22 protein-coding genes and 1 rRNA gene are annotated in these 21,671 nt (G+C 62.8%); 13 read left to right on the top strand and 10 right to left on the bottom strand.

Annotated elements, in window-relative coordinates; genetic code table 11:
* The 6 genes from rrf to C8E02_RS02355 form a co-directional block, all read left to right on the top strand.
* A 5S ribosomal RNA gene (gene rrf, locus C8E02_RS17805) occupies positions 1–90 on the top strand; the annotation flags it as partial.
* Between the two features lie 295 nt (positions 91–385).
* Positions 386–811 carry a ProQ/FINO family protein gene (locus tag C8E02_RS02335; RefSeq protein ID WP_120810058.1) on the top strand — a complete coding sequence of 142 codons (426 nt, stop codon included), beginning with the start codon at positions 386–388 and terminating at the stop codon, positions 809–811.
* A gap of 67 nt (positions 812–878) precedes the next feature.
* A complete protein-coding gene (locus tag C8E02_RS02340) occupies positions 879–1,412 on the top strand; it encodes a macro domain-containing protein (RefSeq protein ID WP_120809488.1) in 534 nt (177 codons plus the stop codon).
* A 162-nt stretch (positions 1,413–1,574) separates the two neighbouring features.
* Positions 1,575–2,507 (top strand): cysteine synthase A, encoded by a 933-nt coding sequence (gene cysK, locus C8E02_RS02345; RefSeq protein ID WP_120809489.1) that lies wholly within the window; start codon positions 1,575–1,577, stop codon positions 2,505–2,507.
* 46 nt (positions 2,508–2,553) lie between these two features.
* The gene (locus C8E02_RS02350) at positions 2,554–2,985 is read left to right on the top strand and encodes a hypothetical protein (protein ID WP_147424412.1); all 432 of its coding nucleotides are present in this window, start codon (positions 2,554–2,556) and stop codon (positions 2,983–2,985) included.
* A 4-nt stretch (positions 2,986–2,989) separates the two neighbouring features.
* Positions 2,990–3,403 (top strand): YchJ family protein, encoded by a 414-nt coding sequence (locus tag C8E02_RS02355; RefSeq protein ID WP_120809491.1) that lies wholly within the window; start codon positions 2,990–2,992, stop codon positions 3,401–3,403.
* A gap of 153 nt (positions 3,404–3,556) precedes the next feature.
* On the opposite strand, the gene C8E02_RS02360 is transcribed toward C8E02_RS02355, so the two are convergent.
* Positions 3,557–4,165 carry an FMN-dependent NADH-azoreductase gene (locus tag C8E02_RS02360; RefSeq protein WP_120809492.1) on the bottom strand — a complete coding sequence of 203 codons (609 nt, stop codon included), beginning with the start codon at positions 4,163–4,165 and terminating at the stop codon, positions 3,557–3,559.
* A 138-nt stretch (positions 4,166–4,303) separates the two neighbouring features.
* Between C8E02_RS02360 and C8E02_RS02365 the strand changes: the two genes are divergently transcribed.
* Positions 4,304–5,218 (top strand): LysR family transcriptional regulator, encoded by a 915-nt coding sequence (locus C8E02_RS02365; protein WP_120809493.1) that lies wholly within the window; start codon positions 4,304–4,306, stop codon positions 5,216–5,218.
* Between the two features lie 191 nt (positions 5,219–5,409).
* A complete protein-coding gene (locus C8E02_RS02370) occupies positions 5,410–6,663 on the top strand; it encodes an Hsp70 family protein (RefSeq protein WP_120809494.1) in 1,254 nt (417 codons plus the stop codon).
* A gap of 112 nt (positions 6,664–6,775) precedes the next feature.
* On the opposite strand, the gene C8E02_RS17340 is transcribed toward C8E02_RS02370, so the two are convergent.
* The 3 genes from C8E02_RS17340 to pyk all read right to left on the bottom strand — a co-directional run bounded on the left by C8E02_RS17340 (position 6,776) and on the right by pyk (position 9,356).
* Positions 6,776–6,925, bottom strand: a complete 150-nt coding sequence (locus C8E02_RS17340) for a hypothetical protein (protein WP_170152080.1) — start codon at positions 6,923–6,925, stop codon at positions 6,776–6,778.
* Positions 6,926–6,941: 16 nt separating this feature from the next.
* Positions 6,942–7,523, bottom strand: a complete 582-nt coding sequence (locus C8E02_RS02375) for a LexA family protein (protein ID WP_047966519.1) — start codon at positions 7,521–7,523, stop codon at positions 6,942–6,944.
* A 408-nt stretch (positions 7,524–7,931) separates the two neighbouring features.
* Positions 7,932–9,356, bottom strand: coding sequence for a pyruvate kinase (gene pyk, locus C8E02_RS02380; protein ID WP_120809495.1), 1,425 nt, complete (start codon positions 9,354–9,356; stop codon positions 7,932–7,934).
* A gap of 419 nt (positions 9,357–9,775) precedes the next feature.
* Between pyk and C8E02_RS02385 the strand changes: the two genes are divergently transcribed.
* Positions 9,776–11,230 carry an aminoacyl-histidine dipeptidase gene (locus C8E02_RS02385; RefSeq protein WP_245961045.1) on the top strand — a complete coding sequence of 485 codons (1,455 nt, stop codon included), beginning with the start codon at positions 9,776–9,778 and terminating at the stop codon, positions 11,228–11,230.
* Between the two features lie 65 nt (positions 11,231–11,295).
* Here the strand turns inward: C8E02_RS02385 and C8E02_RS02390 are convergent, their stop codons facing one another.
* From C8E02_RS02390 to C8E02_RS02415, 6 genes are all read right to left on the bottom strand, one after another.
* Positions 11,296–13,212 (bottom strand): putative bifunctional diguanylate cyclase/phosphodiesterase, encoded by a 1,917-nt coding sequence (locus tag C8E02_RS02390; protein WP_120809497.1) that lies wholly within the window; start codon positions 13,210–13,212, stop codon positions 11,296–11,298.
* A gap of 3 nt (positions 13,213–13,215) precedes the next feature.
* Positions 13,216–13,689, bottom strand: coding sequence for a putative pterin-binding protein (locus C8E02_RS02395; protein WP_120809498.1), 474 nt, complete (start codon positions 13,687–13,689; stop codon positions 13,216–13,218).
* A 229-nt stretch (positions 13,690–13,918) separates the two neighbouring features.
* A complete protein-coding gene (locus C8E02_RS02400) occupies positions 13,919–15,547 on the bottom strand; it encodes a methyl-accepting chemotaxis protein (protein WP_120809499.1) in 1,629 nt (542 codons plus the stop codon).
* Between the two features lie 237 nt (positions 15,548–15,784).
* Positions 15,785–16,573 carry an NAD(+) diphosphatase gene (nudC, locus tag C8E02_RS02405; RefSeq protein WP_120809500.1) on the bottom strand — a complete coding sequence of 263 codons (789 nt, stop codon included), beginning with the start codon at positions 16,571–16,573 and terminating at the stop codon, positions 15,785–15,787.
* A 71-nt stretch (positions 16,574–16,644) separates the two neighbouring features.
* Positions 16,645–17,418 (bottom strand): ATP-binding cassette domain-containing protein, encoded by a 774-nt coding sequence (locus C8E02_RS02410; protein WP_120809501.1) that lies wholly within the window; start codon positions 17,416–17,418, stop codon positions 16,645–16,647.
* A gap of 315 nt (positions 17,419–17,733) precedes the next feature.
* Positions 17,734–18,762 carry an NAD(P)H-dependent flavin oxidoreductase gene (locus tag C8E02_RS02415; RefSeq protein WP_120809502.1) on the bottom strand — a complete coding sequence of 343 codons (1,029 nt, stop codon included), beginning with the start codon at positions 18,760–18,762 and terminating at the stop codon, positions 17,734–17,736.
* Between the two features lie 75 nt (positions 18,763–18,837).
* On the opposite strand from C8E02_RS02415, the gene C8E02_RS17110 reads away from it, so the two are divergent.
* The 4 genes from C8E02_RS17110 to pyrH all read left to right on the top strand — a co-directional run bounded on the left by C8E02_RS17110 (position 18,838) and on the right by pyrH (position 21,652).
* Positions 18,838–19,014 (top strand): hypothetical protein, encoded by a 177-nt coding sequence (locus C8E02_RS17110; RefSeq protein ID WP_170152081.1) that lies wholly within the window; start codon positions 18,838–18,840, stop codon positions 19,012–19,014.
* A gap of 150 nt (positions 19,015–19,164) precedes the next feature.
* Complete coding sequence (gene rpsB, locus C8E02_RS02420) at positions 19,165–19,893, top strand: 30S ribosomal protein S2 (RefSeq protein WP_047966511.1); 729 nt, start codon at positions 19,165–19,167, stop codon at positions 19,891–19,893.
* Positions 19,894–19,979: 86 nt separating this feature from the next.
* The gene (gene tsf / locus C8E02_RS02425; RefSeq protein WP_047966510.1) at positions 19,980–20,846 is read left to right on the top strand and encodes a translation elongation factor Ts; all 867 of its coding nucleotides are present in this window, start codon (positions 19,980–19,982) and stop codon (positions 20,844–20,846) included.
* Between the two features lie 86 nt (positions 20,847–20,932).
* The gene (gene pyrH / locus C8E02_RS02430) at positions 20,933–21,652 is read left to right on the top strand and encodes a UMP kinase (protein WP_120809503.1); all 720 of its coding nucleotides are present in this window, start codon (positions 20,933–20,935) and stop codon (positions 21,650–21,652) included.
* The last annotated feature ends 19 nt before the right edge of the window (positions 21,653–21,671 follow it).

Here is a 21,671-nt window from a genome sequence, read left to right on the forward strand (position 1 = left end):
CCCACGCCTTCCCATTCCGAACAGGACCGTGAAACGCCTTAGCGCCGATGATAGTGCAGATACCTGTGTGAAAGTAGGACACCGCCAGACGCCCCCTTAAACAAAGCCCAGCTTGAGACATCAAGCTGGGCTTTGTGCTTTGCGCGCGAGCTTACCCTGCCCCTCGCTACACTGCGGCCAGCCTTGGCTACTTGGCAAAGACATGGCATGCGCGCGCCAAGCGATGGCTTGTGTCCTATAGTACGAGTCGATGACGGTAGTCGTAGCAACAAGATCGGCTCTGCATTAAGATAGGCGTCTTTTTTCGGATCGTGCCAGAGTGGGTCGTTCACTACTTGTCGCCTCTCCGTGTTGCCCCATGAGATTAACCATGAAGAATCCTCAGATGAAGTCCAACAATGAAACCGCGCTCGGTGCGGCGCTCAAGTCTGCTGTCCAGAGTCTTAGCAAGAAAAGCCAGACAGAAATGATTGCGGCACATGTTTACGCCAAGTACGACGTGTTCAAACTATTCCGTCCCTTGGCGCTGGGGATTCATGAGGCCCTGATTGCGGAACTGCCGCAGTTTGATCCGCAACTGGTTTCGCGCATGCTGGCCAACCATTGCCGCAAGCAGCGCTACGTGAAGTCGCTGGCCCGTGGTGGCAAACGCTTCGATCTCGCGTTGAAGCCGGTGGGTGTGGTTTCAGCCGAGGAAAAAGCGGCCGCCGAGAAAATGTGTCTGCCGAAAGCGGAGAAACCCGTTGCAGTTGCCGCCGAGGTGCCGCAGCCTGTCGCTGACCCAGTGGCTTCCGATGCTTCTGAAGCGTAACATCCAGATGTTGCCAGCCCCTCTTGCGAGGGGTTTTTCTTGTGTGGTGCATGTTTGAGGTGTGGCGATGCTGACCGTTCGTAACGGCGTGCGGGTTGAGGTCTGGCGCGGCGATATCACGCAGCTGGATGTCTCGGCAATCGTGAATGCGGCCAACGTTTCGCTGCGTGGCAGCGGTGGTGTGGACGCGGCGGTGCACCGAGCAGCCGGCGGTGAGCTGCTGTCGGCCTGCTTGCAGCTGAAGGGTTGTGCCGCAGGTGAAGTCTGTGTCACGCCGGGCTTTGCCTTGCCTGCGCGCTGGATTTTCCACGCGGTCGGGCCGCGGTGGAAAGGTGGCGAAGACAACGAAGCGCAATTGCTGGTCTCGTGCTATCACAAGAGCCTGCAACTGGCGGCAGAGAAGCAGGTGGCCTCGATTGCCTTCGCCGCCATCAGCTGTGGCGCCAATCATTTTCCGCCGCTGGCTGCGGCCAACATTGCTTGGCATGTGGTGGAAACCTATCTGGCGGCGCCGCCGCCGACGCTGCGCAAGATTGTCTTTGTCGCCTTTGATGAGGAAGTCCATCGTGCTTGGCAGAAGGTGCTGGTCGGCATCAGCTGATACCGATTGGCTGAGGGGGCGGGTAACCTGTAGTGCATGCCAGCCGGGAATCCATGCGATCGGATCAATGCTTAGCAAGAATTGGTATTAGCCATCAGCAGTGGCGCTGATTAGAATAAATGGCAATATCTATCGCCATAGAATATGGACTGGAGGAATAAAATGCACATCGCAAATTCTGTAACGGAGCTGATCGGCAATACTCCGCTGGTGCGCCTCAATCGGGTCACCGAGGGTGTGGGGGCGACGGTGGTTGCCAAGCTGGAGTTCTTCAATCCGGGGCACAGCGTCAAGGACCGTATCGCCGTGTCGATGATCGATGCGGCGGAGCAGGCCGGCAAGATCGGGCCGGAGACGGTTATTGTCGAGCCAACATCGGGTAATACCGGTATCGGGCTGGCCATGGTGTGTGCGGCGCGTGGTTACAAGCTGGTGATCACCATGCCGGAAACGATGAGCCGCGAGCGTCGTCAATTGCTGCGCGCCTATGGTGCGGAACTGATCCTGACTCCCGGCCCGGAAGGCATGGGCGGTGCCATCGCCAAGGCCAAGGAACTGGTTGCGGCCAACCCTGAAACCTACTTCCTGCCGCAGCAGTTCGAGAATCCGGCCAACCCTGAGATCCACCGTCAGACCACCGCCGAGGAGGTCTGGCGCGATACCGATGGCCAGATCGATATCTTCGTGGCCGGTGTCGGTACCGGCGGTACCATTACCGGGGTGGGCGAGGTGCTCAAGGCGCGCAAGCCCGGGGTGCAGATTGTGGCGGTCGAGCCGGACGCGTCGCCGGTATTGTCCGGTGGTGCCAAGGGGCCGCATCCGATCCAGGGCATTGGCGCCGGTTTTGTGCCGGCAATCCTGAATACCGCGATCTACGATGAAGTGATCCGGGTCAAGAATGATGATGCCTTCGAGACGGCGCGCGCCGTGGCGACCAAGGAAGGTGTGCTGGTGGGGATTTCTTCCGGTGCCGCCGTGTGGGCCGCCTTGCAGTTGGCCAAGCGTCCGGAAAATGCCGGTAAGCTGATCGTGGTGGTGATCCCGTCCTTTGGCGAGCGTTACCTGTCGACGCCATTATTTGAGCACCTTGCTTGAAGTGAGTGAGCGCAGCGTTACAATAACGACCATGAAACAGATATTCATGGTCGTTTTTATTTTGGGCGCGCTGTCGGCGTGCACGGTGCTGCCGCCTTTGCCGGGCACCAGCGGCGGTGTCGCGGTGCGGCCGGCCGTCGTGTCGCCATCGCAGCGGCTGTATGAGGAAGCGCAGGCGCTGTCGGCGCGGGTCGCCAAGGGTGAACTGAGCCGGGTGGCGGTCGCCGATCAGCTGGGGGCGCTGCGCGTGCAGCTGGTTGGTCGCAATGCGGTCGATGATGACGTGTTTGCGCTCTATCGCCAGATTGCGGTGCGTCGCGATGCCGGGCAGATTGACGGTGCCAGGGCGCAGCAGCTGATGCAACAGCGCTTGCAGATGTGGCTGGAACGTTGGCCGCGCCTTGCCAGCAAGCCGGCACAGCCGGCCTTCACCAGCTTCATGCTCAAGCTGTACAGCATGCCGGCACTGGGGCAGTGACAAGATGAAACGCAAAACAGCAGGCAGTGCCGCAGTGTGTCCGTGTGGGAGTGGCCAGGTCTATGCCGCCTGTTGCGGCCAGTATCATGGTGGGCAGCCGGTGCCGAGCGCCGAGGCCTTGATGCGTTCGCGCTATAGCGCCTTTGTGCTGGGTGACGAAGGTTATCTACGCCAGAGCTGGGCGGCAGAAAGCTTACCGGACGAGCCGTTGCTGGATGCCGCGGTCAAGTGGCTGGGGTTGACCATCCTGTCGACGGAGGCCGGTGGCGAGCAGGACCAGACCGGCGTGGTCACCTTTGTTGCCCGCTACAAGATCAACGGCCGTGCCGGGCGGATGCAGGAGCGTAGCCGCTTTGTACGTGAGCAAGGCTTGTGGCGTTATCTTGATGGCGATGTGGGTGATGTCGCCGCCAGCTAGGCGAAATACTCCAAGAGCTCACTTGTCAGGGCTTGTAACTGTGCTGCGCTTGCTGGCGTGGTGAGTGGCGAGAGGTTCGTGTTGCAAGCATGTAAAAAGGCAAGCCGGTCCGGCTTGCCTTTTTGCTTTTACAACCAGAGATGGCTTGGGCGCTTAGCGCGTGGCTTGGGCGATGGCTTCTTGGGCTGCGTTCAGGGCATTGCTGCGGGCGTCGTCGCCCATGGAGACGGCTTCGGCGCGGATGAAGCGCACGTCGCTGATGCCGAGGAAGCCGAGTACGGTCTTCAGGTAGTCTTCCTGGAAGTCCATGGCTTGGCCTTGCTCGTTGCTGTAGACACCGCCGCGAGCGGAGACCACGTAGACGGTCTTGCCGCCGGCCAGGCCCACCGGGCCGGTTTCGGTGTACTTGAAGGTGCGGCCGGCGACCGCAACGCGGTCGATCCAGGCTTTCAGTTGCGACGGGATGGAGAAGTTGTACATCGGTGCACCGATGACCAGGATCTCGCTGCCGAGGAATTCGCCGATCAGCTGTTCGCTGCGGGCGCGCTCGGTACGCTGCAGATCGCTCCAGTCGCTTTCCGCGGTGAAGGCAGCGCCGAGGATCTCGCCCGACAGATGCGGAATTTCGTTGCTGGCCAGATCGTGGTAGATCACGCCGGTGCTGCCGTGTTGTGCTTGCAGGCTGTCGACCAGCGCGCGGGTCAGCTGGCGGGTAACCGAGTTGTCGTTGAGGACGCTGGAATCAAGGTGCAGGATTTTCATGGTGAACTCCGTTTCGGGTGAGTGCCGGTTGGCTGTAGCAATGGAACGTATGATAGTTTTTGCGACAATATCGGACTAGACTGCAAAATCGGGAATGATTGTCCTGAAATTGATACCAATGCCAGCGGAGCGCGCACGATGCATGACCTGAACGATCTGTATTTCTTTGCCAAGGTGGTCGAGCACGGTGGTTTCATGGCTGCGGCACGGCAGATCGGGGTGCCCAAGTCGCGGTTGTCGCGCCGGGTTGCCGAGCTGGAGGCTCGGCTGGGGGTGCAGTTGCTGCAGCGGACGACGCGGCGGCTGGCACTGACCGAGGTGGGGCAGGCCTACTTCCGCCACTGCCAGGCGATGCTGGCCGAGGCGGAGGCGGCGCAGGAGGCGATCGCACGCGCCACCGATGTGCCGCGCGGCCTGGTGCGGGTGAGCTGCCCGGATCTGCTGGCACAGTCGCTGCTGGCCCCCTTGCTGCCGGAGTTCATGGCGCAGTATCCGGAGGTGCGCATCCTGCTGGAGGTGACCGGGCGCCGTGTCGACCTGATCAATGACGGCATCGATGTCGCGCTGCGGGTGCGCTTGCGGCTGGACGACAGTGCCAGCATCGTGGCGCGTCCGCTGGGGCAGTCGTCATCGTTTCTGGTGGCCAGCCCGGCGCTGCTGGCCGAGCGTGGCCTGCCGCAGCGCCCGTCCGATCTGGCGTCATGGCCGGCACTGGTGATGTCGCGGCCTGACGGTCGCGGCGAGTGGACGATGCATGACGAGGTCGGCCAGCTGTACACCGTGCAACTGGCCTCACCGCGGCTGATGACCGATAACCTGGTGGTGCTGGCGCAGGCGGCGATCGATGGCTGCGGCGTGGCGGCGTTGCCGGTGCTGGTCTGCCAGCAGGCGCTGGCCGATGGCCGGCTGCGACGGCTGTTGCCGAATTTCTCCATGCCGGGCGGCATCCTGCATCTGGCTTTTACCGGCCGCCGCCATCTGGTGCCGGCGGTGCGGGTGTTTGTCGACTTCCTGGTGGCGCGTACGCCGCAATGGCATGCGCGCTTCGAATGACGGCTGTTGCGGCCTGCTGCTCGCCGTATGACGCGGTTCGCCACCGCTTGCTGCCGGCAGCGGGGTAAAAGGCGTAAAGGTTGGCCGCAACGACACATTCGGCGCGCGCCGCGGCATCGTATTTGTCTCGGGCGCGGGCGACGCTTCTGCTACAATCCTGCCCCCTCCTTATTGAATGAACGGGTTGCACGATGGTTATTCCGGCATGCGGTGTCGATTTTGGCACCTCCAACTCCACGGTCGCCTGTTTCCGCGCCGGGCAGAGCCAGTTGCTGATGCTGGAAGACGACAAGGCGACCCTGCCATCGGTGGTGTTCTTCAATGCCGAGGAAGAAAGCACCGCCTTTGGCCGGGCCGCGATCGGCGAATACCTGGACGGCTACGAGGGGCGGCTGATGCGCTCGCTGAAGAGCCTGCTCGGCACCAGCCTGATGAACGGCCAGACCGAGGTCAATGGCCGCGCGCTGCGTTTCATCGACTTGCTGTCCTCGTTCATCGGCACCCTCAAGCAGCGCGCCGAACAGCAGGCGGGGCAGGCATTCAGCCGCGCCGTGTTCGGCCGGCCGGTGTTTTTCATCGATGACGATCCGGTCGCCGACCAGCTGGCGCAGGACACGCTGGCCGATGTCGCGCGCCGTGCCGGCTTTCAGGAGGTCGCCTTCCAGTTCGAGCCGATTGCGGCGGCCTTCGACTACGAAAGCCGCATCGAGCGCGAAGAGCTGGTGCTGATCGTCGATATCGGCGGCGGTACTTCCGACTTTTCCTTGGTGCGGCTGTCGCCGCAGCGCCGCCACCTGCTCGATCGCCGCGACGACATCCTCGCCAATGGCGGCGTGCATATCGGTGGTACCGACTTTGACAAGCAGCTGAGTCTGCACAGCGTGATGCCGCTGCTGGGCTACCGCACGCGGCTGAAGAACAATGCCGAGGTGCCGTCCGGCTACTACTTCAACCTCGCCACTTGGCACACCATCAACTTTGCCTACACCCGCAAGACGCTGGCCGACCTGCAGGGGGTGTACGTCGACGCGCTGGAGCGCGACAAGCTGGACCGGCTGTTTTCGGTGATCAACAAGCGCGCCGGTCACTGGCTGGCGATCCAGGTGGAGGCGGCGAAGATCGCGCTGTCCGACAGCGAGACGCACCAGCTGGCGCTGGACGAAATTGCCGACGGCCTCACGCACCAGCTGACACGCAGCCAGTTTGACGAGGCGATCGAGCGCCAGATCGACAGCGTGACGCAGACCATCAGCCGCCTGTTGCAGGATGCCGGCATCACCGCCGCGCAGATCGATACCGTGTTCTTTACCGGCGGTGCCAGCGCGGTGCCCTTGCTGCGCGAGCGGGTGGCGGCGCTGCTGCCGCAGGCGGCCAAGGTCGAGGGCGACCGTTATGGCAGCATCGGCAGCGGCCTGGCGCTGGACGCGATGCGCCGCTTCGGCTGAACGGGGTTTTGCTCGCGCCGGTGTGGCGGGCGCTGGCGAAGGGAATTGCGGCCAACCTTGGGGCAAGGTTGGCCGCATTGTCTGGTAGGCCGGACGCGCCGGCAGAGGGGTGTCAGCCGACGAATTCCACCGGCACGAAATAGCTGTGGCCGATGCGGGTCAGCAGCACCTGCGGCTGGCCGGCGACCACGGCACGGAAGGCGCGCGGCAGGCGTTTCCAGTCACGGAACATCATCTTGATCGGGTCGTTGTAGCTGTTCATGGCTTGCTCCTTGCGGTCAGTCCACGGCGTGAATGACGTTGGTCACGACGCCCCAGATAAAGAAACTGGCATCCTCGGGTACTTCGATCGGCTTGAAGGCCGGGTTTTCCGGTAGCAGGCGCACCCGTCCGGCGGAGCGCTCCAGCCGTTTTACCGTCAGTTCGTCATTGATCACCGCCACCACCACCTTGCCGTTGCGCGGCTCCAGCGAGCGATCGACCACCAGCATGTCACCATCGTGGATGCCGGCATTGATCATCGAGTCGCCCTTGACGGTGACGAGAAAGGTCGACGCCGGTTTGCGCACCAGATGCTGGTTGAGGTCGATGTCGGCCTCTTTCAGGTCGTCGGCAGCGACCGGCGAGCCGGCCGGTACGCGGCTGGCAAACAGCGGCAGCGACAGGTTTTTCAGCGCCTCGCCGAGCAGGGCGATGTCGCCGATGCTGCTGTGGTTGATGCTGCGCAGGCTGCGGTATTCGTCCAGCCAGTTTTCCAGTACCGGTTTCAGCGGCTCCGGTACGCGCATGGCGACGGTCTTGTCACCGCCGAAGCGGGATTTGCGACCGGCGCCTTCGCGCTTTCCTCCTTGCGATGACATCTTGATTCCTCCTTGTTTTTGATTGTGTACGAATTCAAAAAACAAGGCAAGTTTAATTGTGGCGCGGGCTGCGGGATTGTGGTTTTTTGGCGTGACCGTTTGCGGATCAAGGGCTTGGCGGGATTGTCGGCCAGCTGGCCGCGGGGGCGAGGCCGGGGATGTCGTGGCGCTTGCCGCGGCAGACCGGCCCGGCGGCGGCTTGCGGCCAACGTTGGTCGCAAGCCGTATGGGTGAAACGGGCCGGTGTCGCGCCGGCCCATGACGGCTTAGAACCTGTTCAATGTCTGCTGCGCTTCGGCGATACCGCGTTGAAAATGCCTTCGGATGCTCATTGACCCCATGTCAACTCCGCTTTCTCAGGCATTTTCGCCTTGTCTCGATCTAGCTCGCGAGACTTTGAACAGGTTCTTAGCGGCCTTCGCCGGCCTTGATGATTTTCAGGGTGTTGGTGCTGCCCATCAGGCCGACGCTGTCGCCGACGGTGACCACCAGGATGTCGCCCTGCTCGACGCGGCCCTGCTCGATCAGCTTGCGCTCGGCGGCGGCGAGCAGCTTTTTCGAGTCGGCGGCGGTGGGCAGCAGCATCGGGAATACGTCGCGGTACAGCGCCAGGCGGCGATAGGTGCCCAGCTCCGGCGTCAGCGCGTAGATCGGCACGCCGCAATTGACGCGGCTCATCCACAGTGCGGTGGAGCCGGTCTGGGTCAGTGCCACCAGCGCGCGCACCGGCAGGTGGTTGGCGGTGAACAGCGCGGCCATGGCGATGGACTGGTCGACGCGGCTGAATTCGCGGTTGAGGAAGGCGCGCTCTAGCTGGTAGTCGGACGAGGTCTCCGCTTCCAGACAGACGCGCGACATCGACTCCACCGTCTCCACCGGATACTGGCCGGCGGCGGTTTCCGCCGACAGCATCACCGCGTCGGTGCCGTCCAGCACCGCGTTGGCGACGTCGGAGACCTCGGCGCGGGTCGGCACCGGGCTGCTGATCATCGATTCCATCATCTGGGTGGCGGTGATGGTCAGCTTGTTGCGCTCGCGCGCGAGGCGGATCATGCGTTTCTGCAGCGCCGGCACCGCGGCGTCGCCGACTTCCACCGCCAGGTCGCCGCGCGCCACCATGATGCCGTCGGCGGAGTCGATCAGGTCGTCGAGGTTGGCGATCGCCTCGCAGCGCTCGATCTTGGCGATGATGCGTGCCTGGCTGCCGGCGGCGTGCACCAGCGTGCGCGCCATGTACAGGTCGGCGCTGCTTTTCGGGAACGACACCGCCACGTAGTCGGCTTCCAGCTGTGCCGCGGTCTTGATGTCGTCGATGTCCTTGCCGGTCAGCGCCGGCGCGGTCAGGCCGCCACCCTGGCGGTTGATGCCCTTGTTGTTGGACAGCACGCCGCCGACCTTGACGCGGGTGTGGATCTGGTTGCCGAGCACCTTTTCCACGGTCAGCACGATGCGGCCATCGTCGAGCAGCAACACCACGCCGCTGGCGACGTCGTTGGGCAGCTCCTTGTAGTCGAGGCCGACGCGCTGGTCGTCGCCCAGCTCGCAGTCGGCGTCGAGGATGAAGGGCTGGCCGTTGGTGAGCGTGGTCTTGCCGTTGGCGAACTTGCCGACGCGGATTTTCGGGCCCTGCAGGTCGACCATGATTGCCACCGGCACGCCCAGTCGTTCCGCGGTTGCGCGCACCAGCGCGGCACGGTCGATGTGGTCTTGCGCGCTGCCGTGCGAGAAGTTGAGGCGGACGACGTTGACGCCGGCCTGCAGCAGGCGTTCCAGTGTTGCCGGATCGCTGGAGGCGGGGCCGAGGGTGGCGACAATCTTGGTGCGGCGGGTCATGGTGTTGCTCTCCGTTATTGAGTGTCTGTAATTATGGTACGGAATGGCGTTGTAATTAAGTGGCTACAGCGGTAATAAAATTACGCTGAGACAAGGTTGGCCGCAAACCGTCATCCTGTCGGCGCGAATGGCGGGGCACTGCATGGCAACGTTCTGGCATAAGTTGTGACGATACCGGTATTGGGCGTTGTTTTTGTGCCAAGCAGATTCGTGATTGTAATCAATCACTCGCGTTTTGACGGCGGATTGGCCGTTGCCGCCAATAACGCGAAACGCTTGCATTCAAGACGCCCTGCCGGGGGGCGTGGTAAAGTTGATTGTCTACAAAAAGGGTGATCACGAGTCACCCTGTGATTATTTTGGCGGAATTATTGGCATGAAATGTCTCCGCCGGCGGAATAAAGGAGCGCCTTGTTGTGGTGAATATTGCAGCCCTCGAACCTACCATCGTGTGGGAACACTTTCAGACCCTGTGTGACATTCCTCGTCCTTCCAAACATGAAGCGGCGCTGCGCGACTATCTGAAAGGCTGGGCGGAACTGCGCGGTCTGGAGACGGTGGTCGATGCGGCCGGCAACCTGATCGTGCGCAAGGCGGCGACGCCGGGTATGGAAGACCGTGTCGGCGTGGTGCTGCAGGGCCACCTCGACATGGTGTGCCAGGCCAATACCGGCACCGTGCACGACTTCTTCAATGACCCGATCCGTCCGCTGCTGAAGGACGGCTGGCTGATCGCGGAAAACACCACGCTGGGGGCCGACAACGGTATCGGCGTGGCGCTGGGGCTGGCGGTGCTGGCCAGCGACGACATCGCGCACGGCCCGGTGGAAGTGCTGATGACGCTGGACGAAGAGGCCGGCATGGGCGGCGCGCAGGGGCTGGAGCCGGGGCTGTTGCAGGGCCGGATGCTGATCAATATCGATACCGAGGAGTGGGGCGAGTTCTACATGGGCTGTGCCGGCGGCATCGATGTCAACGCGCGGCGCAGCTACCAGCCGCAGCCGTTGCCGGCGGGCTTCGAGGTGCGCCAGCTGACGGTGGCCGGGCTGGTCGGCGGCCATTCCGGCGCCGATATCCACCTTGGTCGCGGCAATGCCAACAAGGTGTTGATCCGCCTGCTGCGCGAGCTGGAAACGGTTACCGATCTGCGCGTGGCGTCGTTCAATGGCGGTACCGCGCGCAATGCGCTGGCACGCGAGGCCTTTGCCGTGGTGGCCTATCCGGCCGTCGACGGCGACAAGCTGGCGGCGCGGCTGGATGCGTTCCAAGCGCTGATGCGCTTCGAGCTGGCCGGTGTCGATGAAGGGGTGAGCATTGCGGCCAACCTTGCCAGCGCCAGCGAGGTGCTGGCGCCGACCGACCAGCAGGCGATCTTCCGCGCGCTGCACGCGGCACCGCACGGGGTGAAGCGCATGAGCCAGCGCGTCGGCGGCGTGGTGGAAACGTCCAATAATCTGGGGGTGATCAGCATTGCCGACGGCAAGGTGTTCACCAACCTGATGGTGCGCTCGCTGCTGGACAGCGGTTTCCAGAATCTGGCCAGCGAGATCGTCGGCCTGTTCCAACTGGCCGGTTTCGAGGTGGAAACCGAGGGCGGCTACCCGGGCTGGGCACCGAATCCGGCCTCGCCGCTGCTGGCGCTGTTCCAGCAGGTGTATCGCCAGCAGTTCGGCGCCGATTCCGGGGTGCAGGTGATCCATGCCGGGCTGGAGTGCGGCATCATCGGCGCCAAGTACCCGCAGATGGACATGGTGTCGTTCGGCCCCAATATCCGTGGCGCGCATGCGCCGGGCGAGCGGGTGGAGGTGGCCTCGGTCGGCAAGGCCTGGCAGTTGCTGCAGGCGGTGCTGGCCGCGGTGCCGGCCCGCGCCTGAGCCTGGATCGTGCATCATGAAAAAACCCGCCAACCGGCGGGTTTTTTCATGACCGAGACCGCACGTCAGGCAAGGTCGGTCCTGGTCCGGGTTTCGCGCACGTTGCTGGCGAGGTAGTGCCGGGCGTAGTCGAGGAAGGCGTCGGCGCTGAGCGGCCGCGAGTAATAGTAGCCCTGGATCTCGTTGGCGCCGATTTCGAGGATCTTGCGCAGCTCGCTTTCGGTCTCCACGCCTTCGGCGACCACGGAAATGCCCAGCTGGTGCGACAGGTCGGTAATCGCCTGCACGAAAAGCGGCAGCCGCTTGTCCCGGTCCAGATGCTTGATGAAGGACTTGTCGATCTTGAGCTTGTCGAAACTCAGGTCCTTCAGGTAGGAAAACGACGACCAGCCGGTGCCGAAATCGTCCAGCGCGATGCGGATCTGCTTTTCCTTCAGCTGGGTAAAGATCTTGCGGCTGAGCTGCACGTCTTCCAGCGCGATGTTTTCCGTCAGTTCCAGGATCAGCTGGCTGGCGGGCAGCGGGCCGCCCTGCAGCCAGTCGCTCACGCGGTTGACCAGGTTCTGGTTGAAGATCGAGCTGCTGAGGTTGATCGAGAAGTGGATGTGGCGCAGGGTGTCGGCCGGGAAGCGGGCAATATCATGGCGCATGCGGCGGAACAGCCACTCGCCCAGCTTTTCACCGAGCCCGTTTTCCTCGGCGATCTGGATGATGTCCGGCGGGTTGATGAAATTCAGCTTGGGGTGGTTCCAGCGGATCAGCAGCTCCACCCCCAGCTGTTGCGGCTGGCTGATGTTGATGATCGGCTGGTAGCACAGGTACAGCTCGGTATTCTGTGGCTCGGCCAGCAGCTCCTGCAGGTGGCCGGCCAGCAGCCGCTTGCGCTGGTACTGGTCGAGCATGAAGCGGTTGAATACCTGGTAGTGCAGCTGCTTGTCCTGCTTGGCGCTCAGCAGTGCCAGGTCGGCAAACAGCACCATCTCTTCCACCGAGCTGGCGTGCTGCGGGTACTGGCTGATGCCCATGTTCAGTTTCACGCGGTGGGCCGGGTCTTCGCTGTGCAGCAGCCGTTCGAGCTGGTTGTAGATCTTGCGGGAGTAGGCGAACCAGCTGTAGCCGGACATGTTGCCGAACATCACCAGCGCAAATTCGTCGCTGCCGATGCGCGCCAGGTAGACCTCCTCGTTCCGGTGCTGCTGCAGCAGCTCGGCGATCTGCGCCAGCAGTCGGTCGCCGGCGGCATGGCCGAAGCTGTCGTTGACCTCCTTGAAGCGGCTGAGGTCGACCAGGCACAGCACCACCTGCGCCTCCGGCGCCGCGGTCAGCTGCGCCAGCTGGTGCATGAACGCGGCGCGGTTGGGCAGCTGCGTCAGCACGTCGTTCCAGGCCAGGAAGTGCTGTTTTTTCGACTCGCGGAACAGCAGCGCCAGCATGATGAGACTGAACAGCAGCAGGATGCCGATGGCGGCAAAGTTGCGGATCTTGGCTTCGTCCAGCAGGTGGGTTTCCTGCAGCGCATTGGGGCCGGTGAAATTCTGCACCATGATGTCGCGCAGCCGCGGAGTCAGCGCGTCCAGCTCCCGGCTCATCTGCGCCAGCGTCGGGTCGCTCGGGGAGGGCACGGCAATGGCGCGCTCGTGGCGTTGCAGCACGTCGAGAATGCGGCGTACCAGCTCCTCGGCGGCAAAGCGCTGGCGGATCGCCCTGGTGGCCTCGCCGGTCAGGAACACGTCCATGCGGTTCCAGGCGATGTCGTAGCTGAGGCTGAGCTGCTTGCTGTCGGCGTGGCCGGTCTGGTACAGCTTCAGCGTTTCCTGCAGCCGGTAGACGTCGATTTCCAGCTGTGCCAGTGCCCAGGCCGAGGTCTGGGTATTGGTGGTGACGGTGCGGAAGGTGCGCTCATAGTTCCACGTCGACCAAGCGGTCACCGCGAGGAAGGTGCACATGACGGCGGCGAAGAAGAGGAACCTGACTTTGCCCATGATTCATTCGGCTTCTATGGTTCTGGCTTGCCACACCATGTAGTTGTGGTATTTCTCCTGGTTGAGCTCGGGGTGCTCGCTCAACGGCAGGATGATCCACAGCGGGCCCTTGTTGCGGCGGCTCATCGGCTGGCCATCGACGTGGGTGGCCAGGATTGCCTGGTATTGCAGCGCCACGGCGGTGGGTATCCTGGCCCAGAAGTCATTCAGCGCGTGAACCTTGAGCGCTTGCGGTGTGATCTGCAACTGCTGGAGCAGGGTGCTGATCGCGACGCCGCGATAGTGGTGCTTGCCGGTGGTCCACGGCGTGGCGGTGATGATGCTGGCTTGTGGCAGTGCGGCAAGCTGTTGCAGGGTGAAGTGGTGTGCTTGCCCGGCGCTGCGGGTCACGGTCAGGATCACGTCGTCGGCCGCCATGGCATGCGCGGCGCTGCCCAGCAGGGCCAGGGTCACAAGACTGTTGCGCCATGTGTTCATTGCTGTGTCCTTTCCGCTGTGTGCTCTGAACGGGGTGTCGCGCGGTGGCGGCCGCTTGCCATCTTGCTGTCGTGGGTCTTGTTCTTCGCCGCTTGGCCGGTCTCCGCGGCGGGCTGTTGCCTGTTCTCCAATGCTTGCCGGCGCAGCTGCCGTGCTGGTCGCTACCGTAGACAGGAAAGCCGCTTGGCAGCGGCTTTCCTTGGGGTCGGAGCTTGCCTTGCGGCCAACCTCAGGCGGTGTGGAAGCGGCTGAAGCTCTGACGGATCTCCTCGGTCAGTTCGCTCATGCGCGCGGCGGCGGAGACAGCCTCGTCGGCGGCCTCGCGGTTGCGCTGGGCGATGGCGGTGATGCGCTGCACTTCTCGCGACACCTGCTCGCCGGAGCGGGCCTGGTCGGATAGCGAGCTGGCGATCGACAGCACGCTCTGGCCGACGGTCTCGGTGCCGCTCTGGATCGCGACAATCGATTCGCCGGCGCGCTGGCCCTGTGCCGCGCTGGTGTGGGCGCGTTCCACCGACTGGTTCATCGCTTCCACCGCCTGTTGCGAGCTGACGCGGATGGCGCCGATCATCTCGGCGATTTCACCGGTGGCCTTGGTGGTGCGCTCGGCCAGCTTGCGCACCTCGTCGGCGACCACGGCAAAGCCGCGGCCCTGTTCGCCGGCGCGGGCGGCCTCGATGGCGGCGTTCAGCGCCAGCAGGTTGGTCTGGTCGGCGACGTCGCGGATGACCGACACGATGTTGTCGATGGTCTGCGACTGGCGGCCCAGCTCGTGGATGCTGCCGGCGGTGGACTTGATCAGGGTGCTGATGGCGTCCATTTCGCGTACCGCGCCCTGGATCACTTCCACGCCCTGGCGGGCATCGCCGCTGGCGGTGCGGGCCGCGCTTTCGGCGCTGCCGGCGCTGTGGTGCAGTTCCTGCACGCCGACGGCCATCTGCTGGATCACGCTGGCCATCTCGTCGGCGGCACGGTTCTGCTCTTCGGAGCGGCTGACCAGGCGCTGCATGGTGTTGCGCAGTTCATCCGAGGCGGCGCTGCTTTCCTGCACGCTACGCTCGACGGTGCGCAGGGCGCCGTTCAGTTCGCTGGTCATGCGCGACAGGTTGTACAGCAGCGAACTGTTGTCGCCCTTGTCGATCTTGACGCTGATGCCGAGGTTGCCGTGCGCGATTTCCTTCATCACTTCCGCGGCGTAATCCGGTTCGCCGCCAATCTGGCGCGTCAGCGAGCGGGCAATCAGCAGTGCCACCATGATGCTGGCGCCGACGCTGGCAATGATGGCGATGATTGCCGCCAGCATGGTTTCCTTCAGCGTGCTGGTGGTGGACGCTTTCTGCTCTTCCATCACCTGGGTGTGGTAGGCGATCAGTTTGTCCAGCTGCATGCTGAGCAGGCGTTCCTGCGGTTCCAGCTTTTCCGAGACGATGATCGAGGCGTCCCATTTCTGGCGCACGATCATCGGCAGCAGCTTGTCGACCAAGACGTTGAATTCCTTCATCGACTTGTCGATCTTGCCGACCAGTTCCACCTCTTTCGGGTCCTTGGCCAGCGTCTGCATTTCCTTGAATTCCAGCTGCGCCTTGGCTGCCGATTTCTTCAGGATGTCGAGCTTTTCCTCGACCAGCTTGTCGTCGCTTTCCAGCAGGATGGTGCGTGCCGCGTTGGTCACCGACAGCAGGGCCGCGCTCAGCGAGCGGGAGTTCTGGATCACCGGGATGCGGTATTCCACCAGTTCCGATACCCGTTCCTGAATGCCGCCGAGGCGGAACAGGGTAAAGGCCGAGCCGAGCACCAGCAGGGTGATGACGGCACCGAAGCCCAGCGCCAGGCGCTGTGCCAGTTTTAGTTTCCCCATGATTTTGTCCTTGCAGAGTATTTTTTGTAGGTGATGTCGGGTGTGCGGCGCATACGGTGTGTGCCGCGTTTTGGTGTGGTCGATATTAAATGCAATTGTGATTCTTTAGAATCTTTATCGTAATTGCCGCCACTTTGTGCAAGGACTTTACGGGCTGGCCGGCATTTTTGTCACGTTCCGTCTTGTTGTTGCGGCCAAGGTTGGCCGCAAGATGTGGTGGTCTTGCCGCAGCCCGGCTCAGTGTTCGCGGCGGCGCAGCTGCTCGACGGTGTGCTTGATCAGCCAGTGTGCGATGGAGTGTCCGGCCGGGGTTGGCGGCAGGTTATCGATATCAAACCAGTCGGCGGCTTCGATCTCGCCCGGCTGCGGCGTGATCTCGCCAGCGGCGTATTCGGCGGTGAAAGCCAGCATCAGCGAGTGCGGGAACGGCCAGGATTGCGAACCGACATACTGCAGCTGCCGGATCCGGATGCCGACCTCTTCCGCCGTTTCGCGCTCGACGCAGGCTTCCAGTGTTTCGCCCGGCTCGACGAAACCGGCGAGGGCGCTGTACAGGCCGGGACTGAAGTGCGGGCCGCGGGCGAGCAGGATTTCGCGGCCACGGGTGACCGCCACCATCATCGCCGGTGACAGGCGCGGGTAGTACAGCTCGCCACAGGACGGGCAGCCGCGGCCGTGATCGTGCCGGTGTGCTTGCAGCGGTTGGGCGCAGGCACCGCAAAAGCGGTGGCTGTGCTCGAAGCGCCGCAACTGTGCGGCACGGGCCAGTAGCGGTACCGTATCGGCCGGGAGGCCTTGCAGCGCCTGGCGCAGGGTGTGGGCCTGCCACTGTGGCGGGGCCGCACCGATCAGCTCGGCGCTGAACAGGTTGAACTGGCCGTTGTGGCCGATGAAGTGCAGATTGCTGCTGTGCGCCGGGCGTTGTGCGGGAAAGGTGCCGGCATCGAGCCAGACTTGCTGGCCATCAAACAGGCACCAGCGGGTGGGCAGGCTAGGGTCGGCAACGGCGGGTAAATGGAGTGTCATGGCGGCTGGGCTGGAGACGGATGTGGCGATTCTATGCCCTCGGTGCGTTTGGTGAAACCGGGGCGCGCATTTCAGGCGGCGAGGCGGGATGGCCAGGTCGCGGCGGGATGCTGGCTGCCAGGCGTGCTGGCGAATGGCGTGGCATGGTGCGGCGGGTATCCGCTTGCGGCGGGCTGCAGCTGTGCCGGGCTGCCTTGCGCCAGCAGGCGGCCGCCGGCCAGCAATACCAGCCACTGCGCGTGACTGGCGGCGGGACTGTGCTCGGGCAGGGTGCACACGATGGTGCGTCCGGTCGGCGCCAGCCGCGCCAGTCGCTGCATCAGTAGCAGTTGTTGCTGTGCAGAGAGGTGCGCGGTCCATTGATCGAGCAACAATAGCGGCGCGGGCTGGGCCAGACTGCGGGCGATGCGCGCCAGTTGCAGTTCGCTGGGAGTCAGGTTGGCCAATCGTTGTCCGGCTTGTGCCTCCAGTGCGACCAGTCGCAAGGCCAGGGTGGCGGCGTCACGATCCAGTGGCGACGGTCGCAGCAGCCAGCGCGAGGCCGGCAGGCGACCTTGTAGTACGTAATCGCACAGCCGTTGTCGCGGATTGGTGGCGGCTGGCGCCAGTCCGGCAATGCGGGCATCGTGGTGGCCCGCTTGCGGCAGCGGCTGGCCAAACAGGCGGCCCTGCTGCCGGCCGTGTGCGCCGGCCAGTGCCTGCAGCAGCAGGCTGTGTTCCGGGGCATGGGTGGCAATGACGGCGGTGACGCGGTGGGCCGGGATTTGCAGTTGCTGGCAATCGAGCAGGCTGTCGTTGCCGCGGCGAACCTGTAGTCGCTCAATCTGGTAGGCGAGATCTGGCATTGGCTGCTCCTAAGTTGATTGCCGGGTTGTGGTGATCCGGACTTGCGCTGGCCGCATGGCAGGCTGTGTGCCTGCCGGTGCCGGGACGGGGTCGCCGGGCTTGCCTTGTCGTTGTGTGGGCGGATGCTTGCGACTTGCGGCCAACGTGCGTGCGCTGCTGTGCTAGGGCGTCTGCCGGCACGTGGTCCACATCCAATTTTTACTAAACAAGAATCATTATCAAATGATAACGACTCTGCGCCTTGTCGGCAAGTGGGGGGGGGGTCTGGCGGGGGGGGGGGGGCGGGCGCAGCGGCGGCTGCGCCCGGGTGGTATTCAGCTGGGCAGCTTGTCGCGCGTGGCGCGTGCTTCGCTCACCAGACGCTGGAACAGCTCGCTGACGGTGGGGATGTCGTCGAGCAGGCCTTGCACCTGGCCGATCAGCTGTACCCCGCGCTTGTGGTCGCCATCCTCGATCGCCAGTCGGATCGATTCGGTGGCGGCGCCGAATTGTGCCAGCTGGCGCAGGTTCTGTGGCTGCGTCAGCATGCCGCCCAGTACCGTCTTGCCGAGTGGCAGTTTCATGCGGCGCGCCGTGCCCAGTGCGCGCCAGCCGGCCACCAGCAGGCTCAGCGGCTTGCGGGTCAGCTTGCGCGCGGTCGGGGTGTCCATCACCCGGCACCACAGGCCGTCGAAGTTGCGCGAGTAGATGGTGTCGCCGACGCTGCGCTGGCGAATCATGTCCTTGGTGGTGTGGTGTACCGGGCTTTCCTGGGTCATGGCGAGGCGGCTACCCATGGCAATGGCGTCGGCGCCCAGTGCCAGTGCCGCGATCAGCCCCTGGCCGGTGCCAAAGCCGCCGGCGGCGATGATGGGCAGCGAGCTGACCTTGCGGATGGCCGGAATCAGTACCAGCGAGGTGACTTCACCGCCGTGGGCGGCTGCCTCATGGCCGGTGACCAGCAGGGCGTCGACGCCGATCTTCTCTGCAGCAATGGCATGCTTCTCGGTGACCACGGTGGCGATGACCTTGCCGCCATAGCTGCTGGCGCGCTTGACGATCCAGTCGCCCTTGCCGAGCGAGAAATTGATCACCGGCACCTGCTCCTGCAGTGCCACTTCGGCGTTTTCCCTGGCACCGGGCATCATCAGGGTGCAGCCGATGCCGAACGGTTTGTCGGTCAGGCTGCGGATGTGGCGGATGGCGCTGCGTGTCTGCTCCGCGGTGAGCGGGCCGGTGGCAAGGATGCCGAGGCCGCCGGCGTTGCTGGTGGCGGCGACCAGTTCCGGGGTGGCGATATAGCTCATGCCGGGGCAGAGCAGGGGTAGCTGGACGCCAAAGGTCTCGGTGAAACGGGTGTGCATGATCGGGCGGCTCCTGAGGGCGGGAATGCGCTATTCTTGACACACTATTGGTTTTTTTTCAAACGGTCGTTTGATATGTATCTGATTGTGATTGCGTGGCTGTATGTGGTGCTGATGCTGGCGGTGGTGCAGGACAGCCTGATTCGCGCAGGCATTCTGCTGTTTTTCCTCGGTTTCCTGCCGACGCTGATCATGTTGCGTTTGCGCCGCCGCCGCATCCGGCGCCTGAAAAACCCGGACGGCGAATTTTGAGCGGCTGACGGCTTGAACCCGCCGTCGCGGCAATGCTACAATTGCGAGTTCCCTCAATGTCTGGGGGATATCACGCACATCCGTACCAAAGGGTGCCTTGTACGCAAGGTTGTCTGTACGGATGGAGGCATAACCCTTTAGGAGATTTAAATGTCCAACAATGTGACCATGCGTCAAATGCTTGAGGCCGGCGTTCACTTCGGCCACCAAACCCGTTTCTGGAACCCGAAAATGGCTCAGTACATTTTCGGCAGCCGTAACAAGATTCACATCATCAACCTGGAAAAGACTCTGCCACTGTTCGTTGGCGCCCAGGACTATGTGCGTCGTTTGACTGCTAACAAAGGCAACGTGCTGTTTGTGGGTACCAAGCGTCAGGCGCGTGAGATCGTCCGTGAAGAAGCGTCCCGTGCAGGCGCGCCATTCGTGGATCACCGCTGGTTGGGCGGTATGCTGACCAACTACAAGACCGTTAAGCAGTCCATCAAGCGCCTGGAAGACAAGCGCGCTGCCCTGGAACTGGCTGGCGATTCCGGTTTCAACAAGAAAGAGCTGCTGGACATGCAGCGCGAAGTTGAAAAGCTGGAGCGTTCGCTGGGTGGTATCAAGGACATGAAGGGCCTGCCAGACGCGATCTTCGTAATCGACACCGGCTACCAGAAAGGTGCCGTTGTTGAAGCCAAGAAGCTGGGCATCCCGGTTATCGGTGTTGTTGATACCAACAACTCGCCAGAAGGCATCGACTACGTAATCCCAGGTAACGATGACTCCAGCCGTGCCATCCGTCTGTACGCTCGCGGCATCGCCGACGCCGTACTGGAAGGTCGCGCCCAGTCGCTGCAGGAAATCGTTGCTGCTGAACCAGCTGCTGCTGAATAAGCTAAAGGGCAACGCGAAAAAGGGGCGCAAGCCCCTTTTTTCAAACCCTGATGAGACGTAACCGTATACTTTTGAAGGAGTAAGTCATGGCGGAAATTACCGCAAAGATGGTTGGCGACCTGCGCGCAGCGACTGGTCTGGGCATGATGGAATGCAAGAAGGCACTGGTTGAAGCCGAGGGTGATCTGGCCAAGGCCGAAGAAATCCTGCGCATCAAGTCCGGTAACAAGGCTTCCAAGATGGCCGGCCGTGTTGCTGCCGAAGGCATCATCGGTTCCTGCATCGAAGGTGGTGTTGGCGCGCTGGTGGAAGTGAACTGCGAAACCGACTTCGTTGCCAAGGATCCGACCTTCCTGGCACTGGCTGCTGCTGCTGCCAAGGCTGTGGTTGTGGCCAACCCTGCCGATGTCGAAGCGCTGTCCGCCGTTGAAATTGACGGTGTATCGGTAGAAGAAATCCGCAAGGCCGCCATCGCCAAGCTGGGCGAGAACATGACCATCCGTCGTTTTGTTCGCTACAGCACCGAAGGCACCATCGCGACTTACCTGCACGGCGCCAAGATCGGTGTCATCGTTGACCTGAACGGCGACGAAGCCCTGGGTCGTGATGTTGCCATGCACATCGCCGCTTCCAAGCCGATCTGCGTGTCGAAAGACCAGGTTCCGGCCGAAACGCTGGAACAAGAGCGCAAGATCTACACCGCACAGGCTGCCGAATCCGGCAAGCCAGCCGACATCGTTGCCAAGATGGTTGAAGGCCGCGTGAACAAGTTCCTGGCCGAAGTGACCCTGGTGGGTCAGCCTTTCGTTAAGAACCCGGACGTGACTGTAGAAAAACTGCTGGCCGAGAAATCGGCTAAAGTGAATGCATTCGCGATGCTGGTTGTTGGCGAAGGCATCGAAAAAGCCGTAGTTGACTACGCTGCTGAAGTGGCCGCTGCTGCCAAGCTGTAATCCCCGTTAACTGAACGGTCCAACGGCACCCTGCTTGCAGGGTGCCGTTTTGCAAATTGAATTCTAACCCCACGCCCGAGGTGATCATGAGCCAAGCTCCTGCCTATAAACGAATCTTGCTGAAATTGTCCGGTGAGGCCCTGATGGGTGATGACAGTTACGGGATCAACCGTGCCACCATCGAACAAATTGTCGGCCAGATCAAAGAAGTGGTGGCGATGGGGATCGAGGTGGGTATCGTCATTGGTGGTGGCAACATCTTCCGTGGCGTGGCGCCTGCCGCTGCCGGCATGGATCGCGCCACCGCCGACTACATGGGCATGATGGCAACGGTGATGAACGCACTGGCGCTGAAGGATGCGATGACCAAGGTTGGCCTCATCGCCCGCGTGCAGTCGGCACTGACCATGCAGCAGATCGCCGAGCCTTACGTGCGCGGCAAGGCGATGCAGTACCTGGAAGAGGGCAAGGTCGTCATCTTCGCCGCCGGCACCGGCAACCCGTTCTTCACCACCGATACCGCGGCTGCACTGCGCGGCATGGAAATGAACGTGGACATCATGCTGAAGGCGACCAAGGTGGACGGCGTGTACACCGATGACCCGAAGAAAAACCCGGATGCGGTGCGTTACCAGACGCTGACCTTCGACGAGGCCATCTCGCGCAACCTCAAGGTGATGGACGCGACCGCGTTTGCATTGTGCCGCGACCAGCAGCTGAATATCAAGGTGTTCAGCATCTTCAAGGACGGCGCGCTCAAGCGCGTGGTGCTTGGCGAAGACGAAGGCACGCTGGTACACTGCTGAGCCTAATGAATATGGATAG

It is taken from the genome of Vogesella indigofera (genome assembly GCF_003633895.1).
Classification (GTDB): domain Bacteria; phylum Pseudomonadota; class Gammaproteobacteria; order Burkholderiales; family Chromobacteriaceae; genus Vogesella; species Vogesella indigofera.